Source organism: Streptomyces sp. SLBN-8D4 (assembly GCF_049739545.1).
GTDB classification, from domain to species: Bacteria; Actinomycetota; Actinomycetes; order Streptomycetales; family Streptomycetaceae; genus Streptomyces; species Streptomyces canus_C.
This window is the reverse complement of sequence record NZ_JBMGQC010000001.1, coordinates 7,873,947-7,892,794: the sequence shown is the minus strand read 5'-3', so window position 1 is coordinate 7,892,794 and position 18,848 is coordinate 7,873,947. Positions and strand designations below refer to the sequence as shown.

Here is an 18,848-nt window from a genome sequence, read left to right as displayed (position 1 = left end):
AGGTATGGGTGTCTCACGGCTGCCGTTGAGGTGGCTTCTCTCAGTGCCAGGGCAGCTGCCCGCGCCGCTCCCAGTACACCTGCGGCTCCTCCACCAGTGCCGCGAGCCGGGACAGCTGCTCGTCGTCCAGGTCCACGACGGCGGCGTGCAGATTGGACGACAGCTGGGCGGTGGTGGCGGCTCCCGAGAGGACGACTCCGGCCCAGGGCTGCCGCAGGACGAGCGCGAGGGCCACGGCGTCACAGCCCAGAGAGGTCTCCTCGGCCACCGCCCGGAGAGCGTCCGGGGCGTGCGGTCCGGCGAGCCTGCCGTTGGCCATGCCCTCCTTGACGATCACCGTGAGACCGGCGTCGTGGGCCTCGGCGAGGGCGGGGGCGGCCGAGGTCTCCAGGGCGTTGTACGTCGACTGGACGGTACGGAAGAGGGGCTCGCCGTCGACCGTCAAGGCGAGGGCGGCGCGGATGGCGTCCGCCTGGGCGGGACCGCTGGTGGAGAAGCCGATCGTGGTGCCCTGGGCCGCCGCCTCCGCGAGCCTCGCGTGGAGTTGCCTGTCGGTGAGGGCGGGGCTGTCCGGGGTCACCGAGTGGATCTGGTAGAGGTCGAGGCGGTCGCCGAGCAGGTCGGCGGATTCGGCGCGCTGGCGGTCGTACGTCTGGACGCTGTGGTCCTTGACCTCGTGCTTCTCGGCGTCGGTGGTCCAGTCGGCGGTGTAGGTGTAGCCCCATTTGCTGCCGATGACCACGTCGTCGATCTGGGGGTTCTTCTTGAGCCAGTCGGCGAGGAACTCCTCGGAGCGGCCGTAGGAGCGGGCCACGTCGAAGTAGCGGACGCCCTGGAAGTAGGCGGCGTCGAGGAGTTCGTGGGTGCGGGCCCGAAGCGTCTCGACGCTCCGGTTGTGTCCCAGGTCTTCGTCTCGGCCCAGGTTGATGTAGCCGGGCCGGCCGACCGCGGCCAGGCCGAGGCCGATGTGGCAGGTGGGGGTCGTCGCTGTGGCAAGGCGGGCGAAGGGCATACCGACAACGTAGCTCGGGATGCCCTTCGCCTCAGGGGGTGGGTTGATCCGTATTCTGGCGTGTGCGGGTCTGTGGGGGGCTGGTCGCGCCCGCGCGGCGGAGCCGCAAATCGATACAGCCCCGCGCCCCTAGGGGTGCTTGGCCCACCGGTGTTGAGCCGCCACGTCCGCCTTCACTTCAGTCAGCTGGATCGCCACCGCGCTCGGGGCCGTGCCGCCCCGGCCGTTGCGGGACGCCAGCGCGCCGCGGACGTTGAGGACGGTCCGCACCTCGGGGGTCAGGTGGCTGGAGATCTTGGCGAACTGGTCGTCCGTCAGGTCGTTCAGCTCCTTGCCCTCGGCCTCCGCCGCCTTGACGCACTCGCCGGCGACCTCGTGGGCCACACGGAAGGGCACGCCCTGCCTGACCAGCCACTCGGCGATGTCGGTGGCGAGGGAGAAGCCGGCCGGGGCCAGTTCCTCCATGCGCTCGCGGTTGACCGTGAGGGTCGCCATCATGCCGGTGAAGGCGGGGAGCAGGACCTCCAGCTGGTCGCAGGAGTCGAAGACGGGCTCCTTGTCCTCCTGGAGGTCGCGGTTGTAGGCGAGGGGCAGCGCCTTCAACGTCGCCATCAGACCCGTCAGGTTGCCGATCAGACGGCCGCTCTTGCCGCGCGCCAGCTCCGCGATGTCCGGGTTCTTCTTCTGCGGCATGATCGACGAGCCCGTGGAGAACGCGTCGTGCAGGGTCACGAAGGAGAACTCCTTCGTGTTCCAGATGATGATCTCCTCGGCGATCCGGGAGAGGTTGACGCCGATCATCGCGGTGATGAAGGCGAACTCGGCGACGAAGTCACGGGAGGCCGTGCCGTCGATGGAGTTGCCGACGCTGCCGTGCTCGAAGCCGAGGTCCTTCGCGACCGCCTCCGGGTCCAGGCCCAGCGAGGAACCGGCCAGAGCGCCCGAGCCGTACGGCGAGACGGCCGTGCGCTCGTCCCACTGGCGCAGCCGCTCCGCGTCCCGGGACAGGGACTGGACGTGGGCCAGGACGTGGTGGGCGAACAGCACCGGCTGGGCGTGCTGCAGGTGGGTGCGGCCGGGCATCGCCACGTCCGGGTGGGCCTCCGCCAGCCCGACCAGGGCGTCCTGGAGTTCGGCGATCAGGCCGCCGATGATCCGGGCATGGTCCCGGAGGTACATCCGGAAGAGGGTCGCGATCTGGTCGTTGCGGGAACGGCCGGCGCGGAGCTTGCCGCCGAGATCGGGACCGACCCGCTCCAGCAGGCCCCGCTCCAGGGCCGTGTGGCAGTCCTCGTCGGTGATCGTGCCCACGAAGGAGCCGTCGGCCACGTCGGCCTCCAGCCGGTCGAGTCCGGCGAGCATGCGCTGGAGCTCGTCCTCGCTCAGGAGGCCCGCCTTGTGCAGCACGCGCGCGTGGGCACGCGAACCGGCGATGTCGTACGGCGCGAGGCGCCAGTCGAAGTGGACGGACGCGGACAGCTTCGCCAGCGCCTCGGCGGGACCGTCGGCGAAACGACCGCCCCAGAGCCGGACATCACCGCTGTTGCTGCTCACTTGCGTTGCTCCTCACCGCTGCACTCCACCGTCCTGCATGATTATGCAGAGCCCTGCATGATTCGTCAATTCGGACTCGGGCCCGCCTCCATACTCCGGGGCGGCAGAGAATTTGCGGTCCCTTTGAACACCGGAAACCGCTTGCCCGTATTCCACGCCGAACGCAGGCGCCGCGTTTGTAAACGAAGACCACTTCCCGACCCCGAGTGAGGCATCCGCATGTCCAGGGCTCTTCCGAAGTACAACAAGCGCCGCGTGGCGATCATCGGCGGCGCCGCCGCCGTGGCACTGACCGGGGCGATCGTCGCCGGTACCGCCCTCGCCGGGGAGACCTCCAAGAGCAGCACCACGGGCGCCCGCACGCTGGCCGCCGGCCCCGGCACGATCTCCTGCCCGGACGTGGCCTCGAAGCTGCCCGCGATCCCGGCCACCGCCCAGGCCGAGGTCACCCGCAACCTCACCCTCCTGCAGACCCAGATCAACGAGGCAAACAAGCGGCTCGTCGACACCGTCGGCCAGGGCGGCCCGAACTTCGTCAACAACGCCATCCTCGGCCCGCTGGCCGACAAGCGGAAGTCGACCATCGACCGCATCGCCATCTCCATCGGCCGGACCGCGGAGAAGCCGCAGGGCCTCGACTCCCTGGCCGCCTGCACGCTCACCAAGTGACGTGACAGGCGCTGTGGCCGCCCCGTGTGAGCGCCGGCCGGGGCGGCCACGGGCGTCGTCGGGACAAGCCGACGCCCGAATTCCTTAGACAGGCGAAAGGTCTGCGCCCATAATGCTTAGACATGGGAAAGACTTATGAGCGCATAGACGACCGGCTCCGCTCCTTCATCGAGGCGCAGCCCCTCTTCTTCACCGCGACCGCTCCCCTGTCCGGCGACGGCACGGTCAACCTCTCCCCCAAGGGCCTACGCGGCTGCTTCGCGGTCCTCGACGAACTCACCGTGGCCTACCTCGACTTCGCCGGTTCCACCGCCGAGACGGTCGCGCATCTGCGGGAGAACGGCCGGATCACCCTCATGTGGTGCGCGTTCCAGGGGCCGCCGAACATCGTCCGGGTGCACGGTCGCGGCGAGCCGGTCTTCCGCGACGACCCGCGGTTCAAGGAACTGCTCGCGCACTTCCCGGACATCGACCCCACCGCGCACGGACTGCGGGCGATCGTCGTCGTGACGGCCGAACTGGTCCGGGACTCCTGCGGTTACGCGGTGCCGTACATGGCGTACGAGGGCGAGCGCGACCTGCACGGCAGGCGGTTCTCACGTGAGGACGACGTGTCGCTCAGTGAGTACTTCAGCAAGAAGGAGCACATCGCCACGAGCCTGGACGGGCTGCCGGGGCTGCCGTTGCCGTTGCCGCCGTCCGCGGTCTGATTCACGCCTTGCCGAGCCGGACGGTGAAGGTCGTTGATCCCGGCCTGCTCTCCACCGCCACGACTCCCCCGTGCGCCTCCACCACCGCCGCCACGATGGACAGGCCGAGTCCCGCGCCGCCGGTCTCCGCCTTGGTGCTGCGGTCGGCGCGGGTGAAGCGTTCGAAGACGCCCGACTGGATGTCCTCGGGGATGCCGGGGCCGTCGTCGTGGACCTTCAGCAGTGCCGTGGTGGCCTCGGCCTCCAGTGTCACCGTCACCTTGGTGCCGGCCGGGGTGTGCAGGCGGGCGTTGGACAGCAGGTTGGCCAGGACCTGGTGGAGGCGGTGTTCGTCGCCCGTCACCGTGACCGGGTCCTCCGGGAGGTCCAGCTCCCAGCGGTGACCGGAACCCGTGGCCCGCGCGTCCGTGAGGGCGTCGAGGACCAGTCGGGTGAGGTCGACGGGCGCGGCCTCCAGGGGGCGGCCCGCGTCCAGGCGGGCCAGCAGGAGCAGGTCGTCGACCATGGCGCCCATGCGGGTCGACTCGGCGGCGATGCGTTCCAGAGCCCGGGTGATCTCCGGCGGCAGCGGGCCGGGGTGCAGCAGGGCGAGTTCGGCGTGGCCGCGAACCGAGGCGACCGGGGTGCGCAGTTCGTGGCTGGCGTCGGCGGCGAAGCTGCGCAGCCTCTCCTCGCTGGCGTGGCGCTTGGTGAGGGCGTCCTCGACGTGGCCCAGCATGCGGTTGAAGGCGCCGGCGACCCGGCCCACCTCACTGCGCGGGTCGGTTTCCGGGGCGCGCGGCGGGAGAGCCACCTCCCCGCTGGCCAGCGAGAGTTCGCTGACCCGGGTGGCGGTCGCGGCGACCCGGCTGAGCGGGCGCAGGGACCAGCGCACCCACAGGGCGCCCGCGATGCCGGCGGCCGTGAGGGCGGCGCCGAAGACGATCCCGGCGACCAGTTCCAGGCGGTGGACGGCGGCCTCGACGGGCTCCAGGGGCAGCCCGGTGATCAGGACGTCGCCGTCCAGGCCGCGGGAGACGAGCATCCGGTACTCGTGCAGCGCGGAGAGCTCGACGCTGTGGCCCCTGCCGTCCACCGGGACCGCGGCGAGCCGTTTCCGGTCCTGCGCGGTCAGGTCGACGGTCAGGGTGCCGCTGGGGCGGACCACCGCCGCATGGGTGACCGTGCCGTCCACCAGCCGGGCGCCGAACGTGCCCGTGGCCTGCCGACGGGTGTCTCCACGCTCGTCACCGTCGTGGTCGTCCGGCACCTGGCCCTGGTGTTCCAGACTGACCGCGAACCTGTTCCCGGCCTCGGTGAGCTGCTCGTCGAGCCGACTGGTCAGGAAGCCGCTCAGCTCCACCACGGCGGCCAGTCCGACGGCGGCGCAGCTCACCGCGAGGAGCACCAGGAGGCCGAGAGTGAGGCGGGCCCGCAGCGAGTGCGGCCGCAGGCTCCTCATGTCGTCACCGGCTTGATCACGTACCCCGCCCCGCGCACAGTGTGGATCATCGGCTCGCGGCCGGCGTCCACCTTCTTGCGCACGTAGGAGATGTACAGCTCGACGACATGGGCGCGGCCCCCGAAGTCGTAGGACCACACCCGATCCAGGATCTGCGCCTTGCTGAGCACGCGGCGCGGGTTGCGCATGAGGAAGCGCAGCAGCTCGAACTCGGTCGGGGACAGCTCGATCAGCTCGCCGCCGCGGGTGACCTCGCGGGCGTCCTCGTCCATGACCAGGTCGCCGACGGTCAGCCGGGGGCCCTCGTCGAGTTGCCGGGCCATGCCCGCGCGGCGCAGCAGTCCGCGCAGCCGGGCGACGACCTCCTCCAGGCTGAACGGCTTGGTCACGTAGTCGTCGCCGCCCGCCGTGATGCCCTTGATACGGTCCTCGACGGCGTCCCGGGCGGTCAGGAAGAGCACGCACACGTCGGCCTTCACGGTGTGCAGGGAGCGGAGCACGGCGAAGCCGTCGGTGTCCGGGAGCATCACGTCCAGGACGACGGCGTCGGGCAGCAGTTCCCGGGCGGCGGCCACCGCCGAGGCGCCGTCGCCGGCCGTGCGGACCTGCCAGCCCTCGTAGCGCAGGGCGCCGGACAGGACCTCGGCGAGATCGGGGTCGTCGTCGACGACGAGGACGCGCAGCGGGGTGCCGTCGGGGCGGGTGAGTGCGGGGCGGCCGGAGCGGGTGGTGTTCATCGCTCTTCCAGGATCGCCCCTCGTCGGGGCCGCGGACATCCCGGCAAGCTCTGAGTTTCCTCTGAGTCCGCTCAGCGGGTGCCCGTTCAGAGGGTCCTGAGAAGTTCACCTCGCACAGTGGTGTCCAGGACAGGCGAAAGGACACCCCCTATGACCACCGTGTACGAGCGGCGGGCCGCACCGCCCGTGGCGCCGCCCGCGCGGCGCTCCCCCGCGGGTGCCGTGCTGGCCCTGCTGTGGGCGGGGGCGGCGGCCGTGATCGCCCTGTGGTGGGCGGACACCGGGTCGGTGGTCGGCGCGGCCGGGTGGCTGACCGGGGCCGGGCGGATCGCCGGCTTGCTGTGCGGGTACGCCTGCGCGGTGCTGGTGGGCCTGATGGCACGGGTTCCGCTGCTGGAGAAGCGGGTCGGCTCGGACCGGGTGGCCCGGTGGCACGCGATGGCCGGCCGCTACACCGTCTCCCTGCTGCTCGCGCACATCGGGCTGATCCTCGCCGGGTACGCCGCCCAGGACGGAGCCTCGCTGTGGCACGAGACCGTCACGGTGGTCCTGGACTACCCGGAGATGCTCAAGGCGACCGCCGGCACGGTGATCCTCCTCGCGGTCGGCATCACCTCCGCCCGCGCGGTGCGCCGCCGGACCAGTTACGAGTTCTGGTACTACGTCCATCTCCTCACGTACGCGGCCGTGTTCCTCTCCTTCGGTCACCAACTGGCGCTCGGGAACGACTTCAACGGCAACACGGCAGCCACGGCCGCCTGGTACGCCCTCTACCTCGGTGTCGCGGCCCTGGTGCTGTGGTTCCGGATCCTCGCGCCGGTGCGGCTGAACCTGCGCCACCGGCTGCGTGTGGAGTCGGTACACAGGGAGGCACCGGACGTGTACTCGGTCGTCGTGCGCGGTCGGCGGCTGGACGAACTGGGCGCGCGGGCCGGGCAGTTCTTCCGCTGGCGGTTCCTCGGGGAGGGCATGGGCTGGACCTCGACGCCGTACTCGCTCTCGGCGCCGCCCCGCCGCGACCGGATGCGGATCACTGTCAAGGCGCTCGGAGACCACAGCGCCGCCGTGGCGTTGCTGCGGCAGGGCACCCGCGTGTGGGCGGAGGGGCCGTACGGCTCGCTGACCGAGGACCGCCGGACCTCGCCCAAGTCGCTGCTCGTCGCCGCGGGCGTGGGCATCACGCCGATGCGCGCCCTGTTCGAGACCCTCCCCGGTCAGGTCACCCTCGTCTACCGGGCCCGTACCGCGGAGGACCTGGCGCTCGGCGGCGAGCTGGAGGCCCTCGCCCGCTGGCGCGGCGCGAAGGTGCTGTACGCGCTCAACGGGCCGGACGGCCGGCGTCCGGACCTGAGCGCCAGGTCCCTCCGGGCGACCGTCCCGGACCTCGCGGGCCACGACGTCTACATCTGCGGCCCGCACGGCTTCGCCAGGGACCTGTACGAGGAACTGCGCGCGGCCGGAGTCCCGGACCGGCGGATCCACCACGAGTCATTCGAACTCTGAGCGCTGTGAGGCCGCAGAAGTGCACGCACTGAAGAAGAACCGTCCGCTGCGCCGCATCGTGCTAGCGAGCGCCGCCACCGTCTCCGGGATGGTGATGCTGTTGTCGCTGAAGCCGCACGCGTCACCTACGGCCGCCCTGGCCGTCCCCGCGCCCTCCAGCAGTTCGAGCGTGTCGAGCGGCACCGGCAAAACGGCCACCACCGGCACGAAGACGGTCACCGGCGACACGATCCAGACCCGCTGGGGCCCGGTCCAGGTCCGCGTCACCGTCAAGGACGGCAAGCTCACCGAGGTCACGGCGGTCACCTACCCGACGGACAACCCGCGGGACCAGGAGATCAACAGTTACGCGCTCCCCCGGTTGCGCAGCGAGGCCCTCCAGGCCCAGAGCGCGGACATCGACACGGTCTCGGGAGCCACTTACACGAGCGATGGTTACCGCCAGTCACTCCAGTCCGCACTGGACTCCGCGGGCAGCTGAACACACCGGCGTCACCGCACGTATCTGAGGACCAAGGGACCACGCCCACCCCCCTTGCCCCCGTCCCCGGAGGAAACGTGACCACCACGCTCGCCAGCGGCCGCGCCGCCCGCCGTCAGACGATGCGCCGCATCCGTCCGCGCCGTTCCCCGGCGACCGTTCTGCTGATCGCCGTATGGGCGGGCGCGGCCGGTGTGCTGTGGCTGTGGTGGCACAACACGCCGTCCGTGGCCGACGACAACAGCAAGATCCTCAACGCGGGCCGGATCACCGGTCTGCTGGCCGGCTATCTGATGGCGCTCGTGGTGCTGCAGATGGCCAGGGTGCCCGCGCTGGAACGCCGGGTGGGCTCCGACCGGGTCGCCCGCTGGCACGCGATGACCGGCCGCTACACGCTCTGCCTGGTCGTCGCCCACGTCTTCCTGATCATGTGGGGCTACGCCCTCCAGGCCGGCAAGGGGCTCGGCGACATCGTCCAGCAGACGATGGACTCCATCAACCAGCTCCCGGACATGGGCAAGGCGGCCATCGGCACCGGGCTGCTGTTCGTGATCGGGCTGATGTCCATCGGCGGGGTGCGTCGCAGGATCCCGTACGACACCTGGTACCACGTGCACCTGCTGACGTACGCGGCGGTCTTCCTGACGTTCTGGCACCAGCTGACCACCGGCAACGACTTCGCGGTCGAGCCGGTCGCCAAGACCGTCTGGTACGGGCTGTACGGCTCCGTCACCGCGCTGGTGCTCTGGTACCGGATCCTCACGCCGATCCGGCTGAACCTGCGCCACCGCATGTACGTCGAGGCGGTCGTCGAGGAGACGCCGGGCGTCGTCTCGGTGCTGATCGGCGGGCGCAAGCTGCACCGGATGGGCGCGGAGGCGGGCCAGTTCTTCCGCTGGCGGTTCCTCGCCCCGGGCATGCGGTTCAGCTCCCACCCGTACTCGCTGTCCGCCGCGCCCCGGCCGGGCATGCTGCGGATCACGGTGAAGGCGATCGGCGACCACAGCGAGCGGCTGCGCGAGCTGGAGCCCGGCACCAAGGTGTGGGCCGAGGGGCCGTACGGCGCCCTGACCGCCCAGCGCCGCAGCCGCGGCAAGGTGCTGCTGGTGGCCGGCGGTGTCGGCATCACGCCGATGCGCGCCCTGTTCGAGACGCTGCCGGGCGCGGCCGGTGACATCACCCTCCTATACCGGGCCAACACCACCCAGGACCTGGCCCTGTGGGACGAGCTCGCCGCCATCGCCGAAGAGCGTGGCGCCCGCCTGATGTACGCGGTGAACAGTCCGGACGGGGAGCGCCCGGACATCTCCGCCGAGTCCCTCCAGCGCAAGCTCCCCGACATCGACAAGCACGACGTGTTCATGTGCGGGCCGAACGGTTTCGCGCAGTCCGTGTTCGAAGCACTGCGCGGCGCGGGTGTGCCCGCCCGCCGCATCCATCACGAGTCGTTCGAGATGTGACGACGGGAATTCAGGAGCTGTTGAAGCGATGAGGAAGAGTCACCCCGTCCGTCGAGTCGTGCTCGCGACCGCCGCCACCGTCTCCGGTGTCGTGCTGATGCTGTCGCTGAAGCCGTCCTCGGACCCGGCGTCCGCCCAGGCGGGCGGAACGATCCCGCAGCAGACCGCGGCGGCGCAGGAGTCGGCCCAGGGCGGCACCGGGGCGGCCGCCGGCGGCGCGGTCACCGGGGACGTGGTCCAGACCCAGTACGGTCCCGTCCAGGTCCGTATCACCGTCAGCGGCAACAAGATCACCAAGGCGGAGGCGGTCCAGGCGCCCAAGGGCGGCACCAGCGACCAGAAGACCGCCCTGTCCGTTCCGAAGCTCAACCAGGCCGTGGTCGCCAAGCAGAGCCCGCAGATCGACACGGTCTCCGGGGCGACCTACACGAGCGAGGGCTACAAGAAGTCGCTCCAGTCGGCGATCGACAAGGCGAACGCGGCCGCCCCGGCCCAGCCGTCGGCTCAGCCCTCCAAGCCGGCCGGCGGGGGCGCGGGGGCGGCCGCGAAGACGGTCACCGGTGCGGTCTCCCAGACCCAGTACGGTCCGGTCCAGGTCCGGATCACGGTCAGCGGCGGCAAGGTCACCAAGGCCGAGGCCGTGCAGGCCCCCAAGGGCGGGACCAGCGACCAGAAGACGGCGCTGTCCATCCCGAAGCTCAACCAGGAGGCGGTGGCGGCCGGCAGCGCGGACATCGACTCGGTGTCCGGTGCCACCTACACCAGCGAGGGCTACAAGAAGTCGCTGCAGTCCGCGCTGGACCAGGCCGGTGGCTGACACGGTGGCCGAGCCGGCACAAGCTCCCGCCGCGGTGCGTCACGCGGAGGAGGTCATGGGGACGGTCTTCTCCTTCGACGTCCGCGGCGGGGAACCCCTTGCCGTGCAGGCGGCACTGCGGGAGGCGGTGGCGGGGCTGCACCGCGTGAACGAGGTGTTCAGCACCTACCGCGACGACAGCCAGGTCTCCCGCCTGGCCCGCGGTGAGCTGACGGTCGACGACTGCGATCGCGAGGTCGCCGAGGTCCTCGAACTCGGCGCCGAGGCCGAGCGGTTGAGCGACGGCTGGTTCAGCATGCGCTACGAGGGCCGCCTCGATCCGACGGGCATCGTCAAGGGCTGGGCGGTGGAACGCGCGGCCCGTCGTGTGGCCGAGTCGGGCGCGACGGGCGTCAGCGTCAACGGCGGCGGAGACGTACAGCTGTTGGGCGTACCGGGCCCCGAACGCCCCTGGCGGGTAGGCGTCTCGGACCCGCTCCGCCCGGGCGGCCTGGCGGCCGTGGTCTCGGCGGCGGGCGCGACGGAACTGGCGGTGGCGACGTCCGGCACGGCCGAGAGAGGCGCCCACATTGTCGACCCCCGCACGGGCCGCTCGGCGGTCACGGACCTGCTGGCGGTGACGGTGGTGGCCCCGACCATCACCTGGGCGGACTGCTGGGCGACGGCGGCTTTCGCGATGGGGTCACGGGAGGGCCTGGCCTGGCTGGAGAGCCTGCCCGACGTGGAGGCCCTGCTGATCACGGCGGGCGACGAGGTGCTGATCACAGGGGGCCTGGCAGCTAGGTTGGGGTGAAGGCCTTTGGGGGCGCGGGGAACTGCGCGACCAGCCCCCGCGCACCCGCACCCGACCGACAACCTCTAGTGCCCGTTCTGAGCCAACCGCAACAGATGCTCAGCCAGCGCCTGCCCCCCCGTAGGGTTCCGGCTGATCAGCATCAACGTGTCGTCACCGGCGATCGTCCCGAGAATGTCATGCAGCTCGGCCTGATCAATCGCCGACGCCAGGAACTGCGCGGCCCCCGGAGGAGTCCGCAGCACCACGAGGTTCGCCGAAGCCTCCGCGGAGATCAGCAGCTCCTGGGAGAGCCGCCGCATCCGCTCCTCCTTCGCCGACTCCCCCAGCGGAGCACGGGGGGTCCGGAAACCCCCCTCACTCGGCACCGCGTAGATGAGATCGCCGTCGGTGTTGCGGATCTTCACAGCGTTCAGCTCGTCGAGGTCCCGGGAGAGCGTCGCCTGGGTGACGCTCAGCCCATCGTCGGACAGCAGCTTGGCCAACTGGCTCTGCGACCGCACCGGTTGCCGGTTGAGGATGTCCACGATCCGCCGGTGGCGCGCGGTACGCGTCTGCGGCACCGCGGGTCCCGCGACCCCGTTGTGCTCGTGCTCCTGCGCATGGCTCATCGTCGTCTCATTCCCCGGATCATCCGTCTCCCTCGGCGGTACCCAGGATGCCGGGGAGAGCCTGAAGAAGCGCGTCCACTTCGTCGTCGCCGAGGTTCAGCGGCGGCATCAGCCGTACGACATCGGGGGCGGGCGCGTTCACCAGGAAACCGGCGTCCTGAGCCGCCTTCTGCACCTGCGGTGCGAGCGGCTCGGTGAGCACGATACCCAGGAGGAGTCCCGCACCCCGGACATGGTCGATCAGCGGGTGTCCCAGGGACTCGATTCCGTCCCGCAGCTTCTCGCTCTGCCGCTTGACGTTCTCCAGCAACCCGTCGTTCTCGATGGTGTCGAGAACGGCGAGTCCGGCGGCGCACGCGACCGGGTTCCCGCCGAAGGTCGTCCCGTGCTGTCCCGGCTGGAGGAGGTCCGCGGCCCGCCCGAAGGCGACGGTCGCGCCGAGCGGCAGTCCGCCGCCGAGCTGCTTGGCGAGGGTGACCACGTCCGGCAGCACACCCTCGTGGGCCTGGTACTCGAACCAGTGCCCGGTACGGCCGATGCCGGTCTGGACCTCGTCGAGGACCAGCAGCGCGCCCTTGGCCGCCGTGATCGCCCGGGCCGCCTTGAGGTAGCCGGCCGGGGGCACCACGACGCCGTTCTCGCCCTGGATGGGCTCGATGACGACGAGTGCGGTGTCCTCGGTGACCGCGGCGGCCAGGGCCTGCGCCTCGCCGTAGGGCACATGCGTGACGTCCGCGGGCAGCGGCAGGAAGGGGGTCTTCTTGGCGGGCTGGCCGGTGAGCGCGAGGGCGCCCATGGTGCGGCCGTGGAAGCCGCCCTCGGTGGCGACCATGTGGGTGCGCCCGGTCAGCCGGCCGATCTTGAAGGCGGCCTCGACGGACTCGGCGCCCGAGTTGCAGAAGAAGACCTTGCCGTCCCGGCCGAAGAGGTGGAGCAGCCGCTCGGCGAGCGCGACGGTCGGCTCCGCCATGAAGAAGTTGGAGATGTGGCCGAGGGAGGCGATCTGCCGGCTCACTGCCTCGACGATCGCCGGGTGGGCGTGGCCGAGCGCGTTGGTGGCGATGCCGCCGACGAAGTCGAGGTACTGCCTGCCCTCGCTGTCCCAGACCTTGAGCCCCTCGCCGCGGACGAGAGGCAGGCGCGGGGTGCCGTAGTTGTTCATGAGCGAGCCCTGCCAGCGCTGGGCGAGCTCCTGATTGTCGGTCATACGGCATCCCCCTCTTGCGCGTCCGGCACGACCATCGTGCCGATGCCCTCGTCGGTGAAGATCTCCAGCAGGATCGAGTGCTGGACCCGCCCGTCGATGACCCGGGCCGTGGTCACGCCGCCTCGCACGGCGTGCAGGCAGCCCTCCATCTTCGGGACCATGCCGGAACTCAACTCCGGCAGCAGCTTCTCCAGTTGGGAAGCCGTGAGGCGGCTGATCACCTCGTCGCTGTGCGGCCAGTCCTCGTAGAGGCCCTCGACGTCCGTGAGGACCATGAGGGTTTCGGCGCCCAGAGCAGCAGCGAGTGCCGCAGCCGCCGTATCAGCATTGACGTTGTAGACATGGTGGTCGTCCTGGCTTCGGGCGATCGACGAGACGACCGGGATCCGGCCGTCGGCGAGCAGTGCCTCGATCGCGCCCGTGTCGATCTCGGTGATCTCGCCCACCCGCCCGATGTCGACCAACTCGCCGTCGATCTCGGGCTGGTGCTTGATGGCGGTGATGGTGTGGGCGTCCTCGCCGGTCAGTCCGACGGCGAGCGGCCCGTGTTCGTTGAGCAGGTTGACCAGCTCGCGCTGGACCTGGCCGGCCAGCACCATCCGTACGACGTCCATGGCGTCCTCGGTGGTGACGCGCAGGCCGGCCTTGAACTCGCTGACGATGCCGTGCTTGTCGAGGGCCGCGCTGATCTGCGGGCCGCCGCCGTGCACGACGACCGGCTTGAGTCCGGCGTGGTGCAGAAAGACGACGTCCTGGGCGAAGGCGGCCTTGAGGTCCTCGTCGATCATGGCGTTGCCGCCGAACTTGATGACGACGGTCTTGCCGTTGTGGCGGACCAGCCAGGGCAGCGCCTCGATGAGGATCTGGGCCTTGGGGAGCGCGGTGTGCTTTCGCGTGGTGCTCATGAGGAGTAGGCGCTGTTCTCGTGGACGTAGTCGGCGGTGAGGTCGTTGGTCCAGATGGTGGCGGTCTCGGACCCGGCCGCGAGGTCGGCGATGATGTGCACCTCGCGGTAGCGCATGTCGACCTTGTCGCGGTCCTCGCCGACGCCGCCGTTCTTGCAGACCCAGACCCCGTTGATGGCGACGTTGAGCCGGTCGGGCTCGAACGCGGCCTTCGTGGTGCCGATCGCGGAGAGCACGCGGCCCCAGTTGGGGTCCTCGCCGTGGATCGCGCACTTGAGGAGGTTGTTGCGGGCGATGGAGCGGCCGACCTCGACGGCGTCGTCCTCGCTCGCCGCGTTCACGACCTCGACCTTGATGTCCTTGCTGGCGCCCTCGGCGTCCCGGATGAGCTGCTGGCCGAGGTCGTCGCAGACCTGCCGTACGGCTTCCGCGAAGTCCGCGTACTCCGGGGTGACTTCGGAGGCGCCCGAGGCGAGCAGCAGCACGGTGTCGTTGGTGGACATGCAGCCGTCGGAGTCGACGCGGTCGAAGGTCGTGCGGGTGGCGGCCCGAAGCGCCTTGTCCAGTACGTCACTCGGCAGGTCGGCGTCGGTGGTGAGGACGACCAGCATGGTGGCAAGGCCGGGGGCGAGCATGCCCGCGCCCTTGGCCATGCCGCCGACGGTCCAGCCGTCCTTCGTCACGACGGACGTCTTGTGGACGGTGTCGGTGGTCTTGATGGCGATGGCGGCCTTCTCGCCGCCGTGCTCGGAGAGTTGAGCGGCCGCGGCCTCGACTCCGGGCAGGAGCTTGTCCATGGGGAGAAGCAGACCGATGAGGCCGGTGGACGCGACGGCGACCTCGCCCGCGCCGATCTCCAGCACCTCCGCGACCTTCTCGGCGGTGGCGTGCGTGTCCTGGAAGCCCTTGGGGCCCGTACAGGCGTTGGCGCCACCGGAGTTCAGTACGACGGCGGTCAGCTCACCGCTCTTGAGGACCTGCTCGGACCACAGCACCGGCGCGGCCTTCACACGGTTGGAGGTGAAGACGCCGGCGGCGGCGCGGCAGGGCCCGGTGTTGACCACGAGGGCCAGGTCCGGGTTGCCGTTCTCCTTGATTCCGGCGGCGATGCCCGCCGCCTGGAATCCCTTGGCTGCCGTGACGCTCACGGTGCGACTCCGATCGTGGAAAGACCGAGCTCCTCGGGGAGACCGAGGGCGATGTTCATGCTCTGGACGGCACCGCCCGCGGTGCCCTTGGCCAGGTTGTCGATGGCGCTGATCGCGATGATGCGGCCCACGGACTCGTCGAGGGCGACCTGCACCTGAACGCCGTTCGAACCGTAGACGGACGCCGTGGCGGGCCACTGGCCCTCGGGCAGCAGGTGGACGAAGGGTTCGTCGGCGAAGGCCTTCTCGTAGGCGGCGCGCACGGACTCGGCGGTGACGCCGGGTTTCGCCGAGGCGCTGCACGTGGCGAGGATGCCGCGGGGCATCGGCGCGAGGGTCGGGGTGAAGGAGACCTTCACCTTCGCACCGGCCACCCCACTGAGGTTCTGGATCATCTCGGGCGTGTGCCGGTGGCCGCCGCCGACGCCGTACGGCGACATGGAGCCCATGACCTCGCTGCCCAGCAGGTTCGGCTTGGGCGCCTTGCCCGCACCGGAGGTGCCCGAGGCGGCGACGATCACGGCCTCGTTCTCGGCGAGCCCGGCGGTGTAGGCCGGGAAGAGGGCGAGCGTGACGGCGGTCGGGTAGCAACCGGGCACCGCGATCCGCCTGGTGCCGGTAAGGGCGGTGCGGGCACCGGGCAGTTCGGGGAGGCCGTAGGGCCAGGTGCCGGCGTGCGCGGAGCCGTAGAACTTCTCCCAGTCGGCCGCGTCCTTGAGCCGGAAGTCGGCGCCCATGTCGACGACGAGGACGTCCGGGCCGAGCCGCTCGGCGACGGCGGCGGACTGTCCGTGCGGCAGCGCGAGGAAGACGACGTCGTGTCCGGCGAGGACTTCGGCCGTGGTCTCCTGGAGTACCCGGTCGGCCAGCGGCAGCAGGTGGGGCTGGAGCGAGCCGAGTCGCTGGCCGGCGTTGGAGTTGCCGGTCAGGGCTCCGACCTCGACCTCGGGGTGCGCCAGGAGCAGTCGCAGGACCTCACCGCCCGCGTATCCGCTCGCTCCCGCCACCGCCGCACGTACCGCCATGTCATCCTCCTCCTGGATGGCATGACTATACGTATCGCTGCACGTTTATGCAACCGCGTGCATACTCACGCCCTCCGTCGGCGCACGGCCCCGAACACCCCGAGCCCGGCGAGAACCGCGAGCGAACCGCCCCCGACCGCGGTACCCAGGCGCAGGCCGGGCGGACGGAAAGCGCAGGTGACACCGGTCGAGCCGGCGTCGAGCGGTACGGCGATCAGCCCGTGGTACTGCTTCGCGGGTACGAGGGCCGCGTCACCGGCGGCGCAGCGCCAGCCGGCGATGCGGGGCGCGGCCACGACGGCGACGCCCCTGCTGCCCGCCGGGAGCTCGGCCCGGATCGTGCCGCCGGAGCCGGAGACGGTCACCCGGGTGGCTCCGGTGGCCCGGAGCTGCCGTACGGCGGCACGCAGGCGCCCGGTGTCCAGGCAGCCGACCGCCTGGTCCGGCACGACGCCCAAGCGGCTCGCGGACAGCTCGATCGTGAGGCGCCCGGAGTCCGGGACCGTGCCGAGCCGCTCCATCGCGGCGATCTTGGTGAGGGGCCGCCAGTCGGCCCGGAACCGTCCCGTCAGGCCGTGGGCCGAGGGCCCGGCGAGCCGCGCGGTGCCCGCGAAGTACGGCGCCCAGAGGTAGACCTCGCCGCCCGCCCGGCACCGGGCGGTGATCGTCGCCTTTCCCCCCACCCGCACGCCCTGGCGCCGGTCGGTGCTGCGGTCCGCGTCCTTCCCGGCGGCGTTGAGCACGGTGATGCGCGGCAGGGTGTAGACATGGGCGCCCAGCAGCAGCTCCTGGTTGTGGTACGGCGACGGCCCGAAGGCGCCGGTCGCGGCGGAGGGCCGTACCGTCACCAGGGGCGGCACGTCCTCGCGGGTCACGGTCTCCCCGGTGCCGTCCTGCGGGAACCAGTTCTGGTGCGGGTCCGGCGGGGAGTGCACCCGGGCGCCGACGGAGAAGATCGCGTCCGTGACCGCGTTGTCCAGGCTCTGGAGGCTGCGGCCGCCGGACGTCCAGCCGCCGCCGAGGGCGCTGAGCGTGCTGCTGAGCACGGCCGAGGTGTGGCTGCTGTAGTACTGGGCGCCCTGCCCGCCGACCTCCAGCGGGTCGTTGCCCACGGTCTGCTCGCGGCCCGGGTCGGTGCGGTAGCGGGGCCAGCCGTCGGCCCGCGCGATCGCCTCGGCCTGGTCCTGCTGACGCCGGCCCCAGGGCGCGTAGTCGTCCATGTGCCCGAACCGCATCCGGGTGGCCACGGCGTCGGTGGCGGTGGCCTCGCCCAGTTGCACTCCGACGAGCAGTACGGCGGCCAGCGCGGCCGGGGCCGTGCGCAGCACGGGCCGTGCGCGGGTGAGCAGGACCAGTCCGAGCAGCGCGCCCGCGGCCGCCGTCAGGAACACCGGCCAGGCGAAGGAACGGACCAGCTGGCTGCCGCTCGCGACGAGGGCGATCAGCGCGAGGAGTCCGCCCGCCGCGCCCAGTGCCCGCCGGTCGAGGGGACCGTAGGAGAGCGCGTGCCAGGCAGCGATCACCAGCAGGGCGCACACCACGAAGGTCTGGCGGTAGGAAGTGCCCTGCGGCTCGGCGAAGGCGTGCCACATCAGATGGGTCGGACCCCACTGCATCGACAGGGTCACGAGGACCACCAGCAGCGTCCACCCGGCGCGCACCCGGCGGGGAGCCGCGCGGTGGAAGGGCAGGGCGAGGGCGAGCAGCAGTGCCGTGGTGCCCACGAAGAGCGCCGGGGAGCCGAAGCTGTACGTCGTCGGCAGCAGCCGGGCCAGCAGGTCCTCCGTGCCCACCGGCGCGAAGTGCGTGAACCGGCCCTCGGAGGCGTGCGCGCTGCCGAAGTAGACGACCGTCACCAGGGGGGCGGCCAGGCCCATGCCGAGGGCGAAAGTCAAGGCGGCGCGGCCCGCGGCGGTGAGCCTGCGGCGGCGCGGCAGGTCGGCCAGCCACAGTCGCAGCAGGAACACCAGAGCGGCGGCGAGGGTGGCCATGTACGCCGTGTAGAAGTTGGCGACCCAGGCGGCCGTCACCACGAGCACCCCGACGAGCGGGCGCCGGCCGCTCAGGACCCACTCGCCGACCAGGCAGAGCAGGGGCAGGGCGATCAGTCCGTCGAGCCACATGAGGTTGTACGAGGCGGTCGCCACGGTCCAGCCGCACAGGGCGTAGGACGTGCCCAGCAGGCCCGCCGCCCACCAGCGCCCCGGACGCAGCCTCAGCAGCAGCCAGGCCATGGCGGCAGCGGCGCACGCGATCTTCAGCACGGTGATCACGTAGACCGCGAGATCGATCTCGTCCCGTGGGAACACCCCTACGAGCAGGGCGAACGGGCTGGTGAGGTAGGTGCCGAGGTCGGGCAGGAAACTGGTGCCGAACCCCGACTGCCAGTTGACCAGGAGCCCGCCGGTGGCCCGCCCGTGCAGCAGGTCCCACAGGTGCGCGTGGAACGGCACGTACTGGTTGCCCAGGTCGTTGACGTTCCGGGTGCGCGGCCCGAAGGGGTGGCTGCGGGCGACGGCGTCGGCCGCGCAGAGCACGACGACGGTGAGCGCCGCCGCGAGCAGGGCGGCCCGCGCCGGCCCCGGCGGTGGGGCCGCAACAGGGCTGGTCGGCCGGTCGCCCCTGAGGTCGTCCGCGGTCTTCGGGTCGGGTGGGACGGTCGGTCGCACCCTTTGTCCGCTGGTCAATTCAAGCCCCCGTCCGGGGCGTTCACCCCGTGCGTTGTCACTGCGTCGATTTAGACAGGGGGTGCATACGGTTGGTTGTCCGACCGCC

The 18,848-nt window shown here is 71.3% G+C and carries 16 protein-coding genes and 1 pseudogene; 7 read left to right on the top strand and 10 right to left on the bottom strand.

Annotated features, from left to right (window positions below; translation table 11 throughout):
• Window positions 1–40: 40 nt before the first annotated feature.
• Entirely contained in the window at window positions 41–1,012 is a 972-nt protein-coding gene (locus RKD20_RS35870; RefSeq protein WP_424881338.1) for an aldo/keto reductase, read from the bottom strand.
• A gap of 129 nt (window positions 1,013–1,141) precedes the next feature.
• Window positions 1,142–2,566, bottom strand: a complete 1,425-nt coding sequence (gene argH / locus RKD20_RS35865) for an argininosuccinate lyase (RefSeq protein ID WP_424881337.1) — start codon at window positions 2,564–2,566, stop codon at window positions 1,142–1,144.
• 219 nt (window positions 2,567–2,785) lie between these two features.
• On the opposite strand from argH, the pseudogene RKD20_RS35860 reads away from it, so the two are divergent.
• Both RKD20_RS35860 and RKD20_RS35855 read left to right on the top strand, forming a co-directional pair.
• Window positions 2,786–3,226: pseudogene (locus tag RKD20_RS35860) on the top strand (hypothetical protein); the annotation flags it as partial.
• Window positions 3,227–3,357: 131 nt separating this feature from the next.
• Window positions 3,358–3,945 (top strand): pyridoxamine 5'-phosphate oxidase family protein, encoded by a 588-nt coding sequence (locus RKD20_RS35855; RefSeq protein WP_424881336.1) that lies wholly within the window; start codon window positions 3,358–3,360, stop codon window positions 3,943–3,945.
• 1 nt (window position 3,946) lies between these two features.
• Here RKD20_RS35855 and RKD20_RS35850 read toward each other — a convergent pair whose 3' ends face one another.
• Both RKD20_RS35850 and RKD20_RS35845 read right to left on the bottom strand, forming a co-directional pair.
• Entirely contained in the window at window positions 3,947–5,386 is a 1,440-nt protein-coding gene (locus RKD20_RS35850) for a sensor histidine kinase (protein WP_424881335.1), read from the bottom strand.
• Window positions 5,383–6,123: a response regulator transcription factor gene (locus RKD20_RS35845; protein WP_424881334.1), complete on the bottom strand. Its 741-nt coding sequence runs from the start codon at window positions 6,121–6,123 to the stop codon at window positions 5,383–5,385. Before RKD20_RS35845 ends, RKD20_RS35850 begins: the two co-directional genes overlap by 4 nt.
• Window positions 6,124–6,273: 150 nt before the next feature.
• On the opposite strand from RKD20_RS35845, the gene RKD20_RS35840 reads away from it, so the two are divergent.
• From RKD20_RS35840 to RKD20_RS35820, 5 genes are all read left to right on the top strand, one after another.
• Window positions 6,274–7,626: a ferredoxin reductase family protein gene (locus RKD20_RS35840; protein WP_424881333.1), complete on the top strand. Its 1,353-nt coding sequence runs from the start codon at window positions 6,274–6,276 to the stop codon at window positions 7,624–7,626.
• A 19-nt stretch (window positions 7,627–7,645) separates the two neighbouring features.
• Entirely contained in the window at window positions 7,646–8,107 is a 462-nt protein-coding gene (locus RKD20_RS35835) for an FMN-binding protein (RefSeq protein WP_424881332.1), read from the top strand.
• 77 nt (window positions 8,108–8,184) lie between these two features.
• Window positions 8,185–9,567 carry a ferredoxin reductase family protein gene (locus tag RKD20_RS35830; RefSeq protein WP_424881331.1) on the top strand — a complete coding sequence of 461 codons (1,383 nt, stop codon included), beginning with the start codon at window positions 8,185–8,187 and terminating at the stop codon, window positions 9,565–9,567.
• 28 nt (window positions 9,568–9,595) lie between these two features.
• Entirely contained in the window at window positions 9,596–10,384 is a 789-nt protein-coding gene (locus RKD20_RS35825) for an FMN-binding protein (protein ID WP_424881330.1), read from the top strand.
• Window positions 10,377–11,177 (top strand): FAD:protein FMN transferase, encoded by an 801-nt coding sequence (locus RKD20_RS35820; protein WP_424881329.1) that lies wholly within the window; start codon window positions 10,377–10,379, stop codon window positions 11,175–11,177. The genes RKD20_RS35825 and RKD20_RS35820 overlap by 8 nt, the downstream gene beginning before the upstream one ends.
• A gap of 65 nt (window positions 11,178–11,242) precedes the next feature.
• Here RKD20_RS35820 and RKD20_RS35815 read toward each other — a convergent pair whose 3' ends face one another.
• From RKD20_RS35815 to RKD20_RS35790, 6 genes are all read right to left on the bottom strand, one after another.
• Window positions 11,243–11,788, bottom strand: coding sequence for an arginine repressor (locus RKD20_RS35815; protein ID WP_020117641.1), 546 nt, complete (start codon window positions 11,786–11,788; stop codon window positions 11,243–11,245).
• Window positions 11,789–11,807: 19 nt separating this feature from the next.
• Complete coding sequence (locus tag RKD20_RS35810) at window positions 11,808–12,995, bottom strand: acetylornithine transaminase (RefSeq protein ID WP_424881328.1); 1,188 nt, start codon at window positions 12,993–12,995, stop codon at window positions 11,808–11,810.
• Window positions 12,992–13,900, bottom strand: coding sequence for an acetylglutamate kinase (argB, locus tag RKD20_RS35805; protein ID WP_020117643.1), 909 nt, complete (start codon window positions 13,898–13,900; stop codon window positions 12,992–12,994). Before argB ends, RKD20_RS35810 begins: the two co-directional genes overlap by 4 nt.
• Window positions 13,897–15,048 carry a bifunctional glutamate N-acetyltransferase/amino-acid acetyltransferase ArgJ gene (gene argJ / locus RKD20_RS35800; RefSeq protein WP_424881327.1) on the bottom strand — a complete coding sequence of 384 codons (1,152 nt, stop codon included), beginning with the start codon at window positions 15,046–15,048 and terminating at the stop codon, window positions 13,897–13,899. Before argJ ends, argB begins: the two co-directional genes overlap by 4 nt.
• Window positions 15,045–16,073, bottom strand: a complete 1,029-nt coding sequence (gene argC / locus RKD20_RS35795) for an N-acetyl-gamma-glutamyl-phosphate reductase (RefSeq protein WP_424881326.1) — start codon at window positions 16,071–16,073, stop codon at window positions 15,045–15,047. The genes argJ and argC overlap by 4 nt, the downstream gene beginning before the upstream one ends.
• A 65-nt stretch (window positions 16,074–16,138) precedes the next feature.
• Window positions 16,139–18,742: a YfhO family protein gene (locus tag RKD20_RS35790; RefSeq protein ID WP_424881325.1), complete on the bottom strand. Its 2,604-nt coding sequence runs from the start codon at window positions 18,740–18,742 to the stop codon at window positions 16,139–16,141.
• Window positions 18,743–18,848 lie beyond the last annotated feature (106 nt).

Excerpts from the sequence above, each read along its gene's own strand:
- RKD20_RS35825 (WP_424881330.1), top strand. The coding sequence starts at position 9,596 with ATGAGGAAGAGTCACCCCGTCCGTCGAGTCGTGCTCGCGACCGCCGCC.
- RKD20_RS35815 (WP_020117641.1), bottom strand. The coding sequence starts at position 11,788 with ATGAGCCATGCGCAGGAGCACGAGCACAACGGGGTCGCGGGACCCGCG.
- RKD20_RS35850 (WP_424881335.1), bottom strand. The coding sequence starts at position 5,386 with ATGAGGAGCCTGCGGCCGCACTCGCTGCGGGCCCGCCTCACTCTCGGC.
- RKD20_RS35845 (WP_424881334.1), bottom strand. The coding sequence starts at position 6,123 with ATGAACACCACCCGCTCCGGCCGCCCCGCACTCACCCGCCCCGACGGC.
- RKD20_RS35840 (WP_424881333.1), top strand. The coding sequence starts at position 6,274 with ATGACCACCGTGTACGAGCGGCGGGCCGCACCGCCCGTGGCGCCGCCC.
- RKD20_RS35855 (WP_424881336.1), top strand. The coding sequence starts at position 3,358 with ATGGGAAAGACTTATGAGCGCATAGACGACCGGCTCCGCTCCTTCATC.
- RKD20_RS35870 (WP_424881338.1), bottom strand. The coding sequence starts at position 1,012 with ATGCCCTTCGCCCGCCTTGCCACAGCGACGACCCCCACCTGCCACATC.
- argB (WP_020117643.1), bottom strand. The coding sequence starts at position 13,900 with ATGAGCACCACGCGAAAGCACACCGCGCTCCCCAAGGCCCAGATCCTC.
- argC (WP_424881326.1), bottom strand. The coding sequence starts at position 16,073 with ATGGCGGTACGTGCGGCGGTGGCGGGAGCGAGCGGATACGCGGGCGGT.
- RKD20_RS35810 (WP_424881328.1), bottom strand. The coding sequence starts at position 12,995 with ATGACCGACAATCAGGAGCTCGCCCAGCGCTGGCAGGGCTCGCTCATG.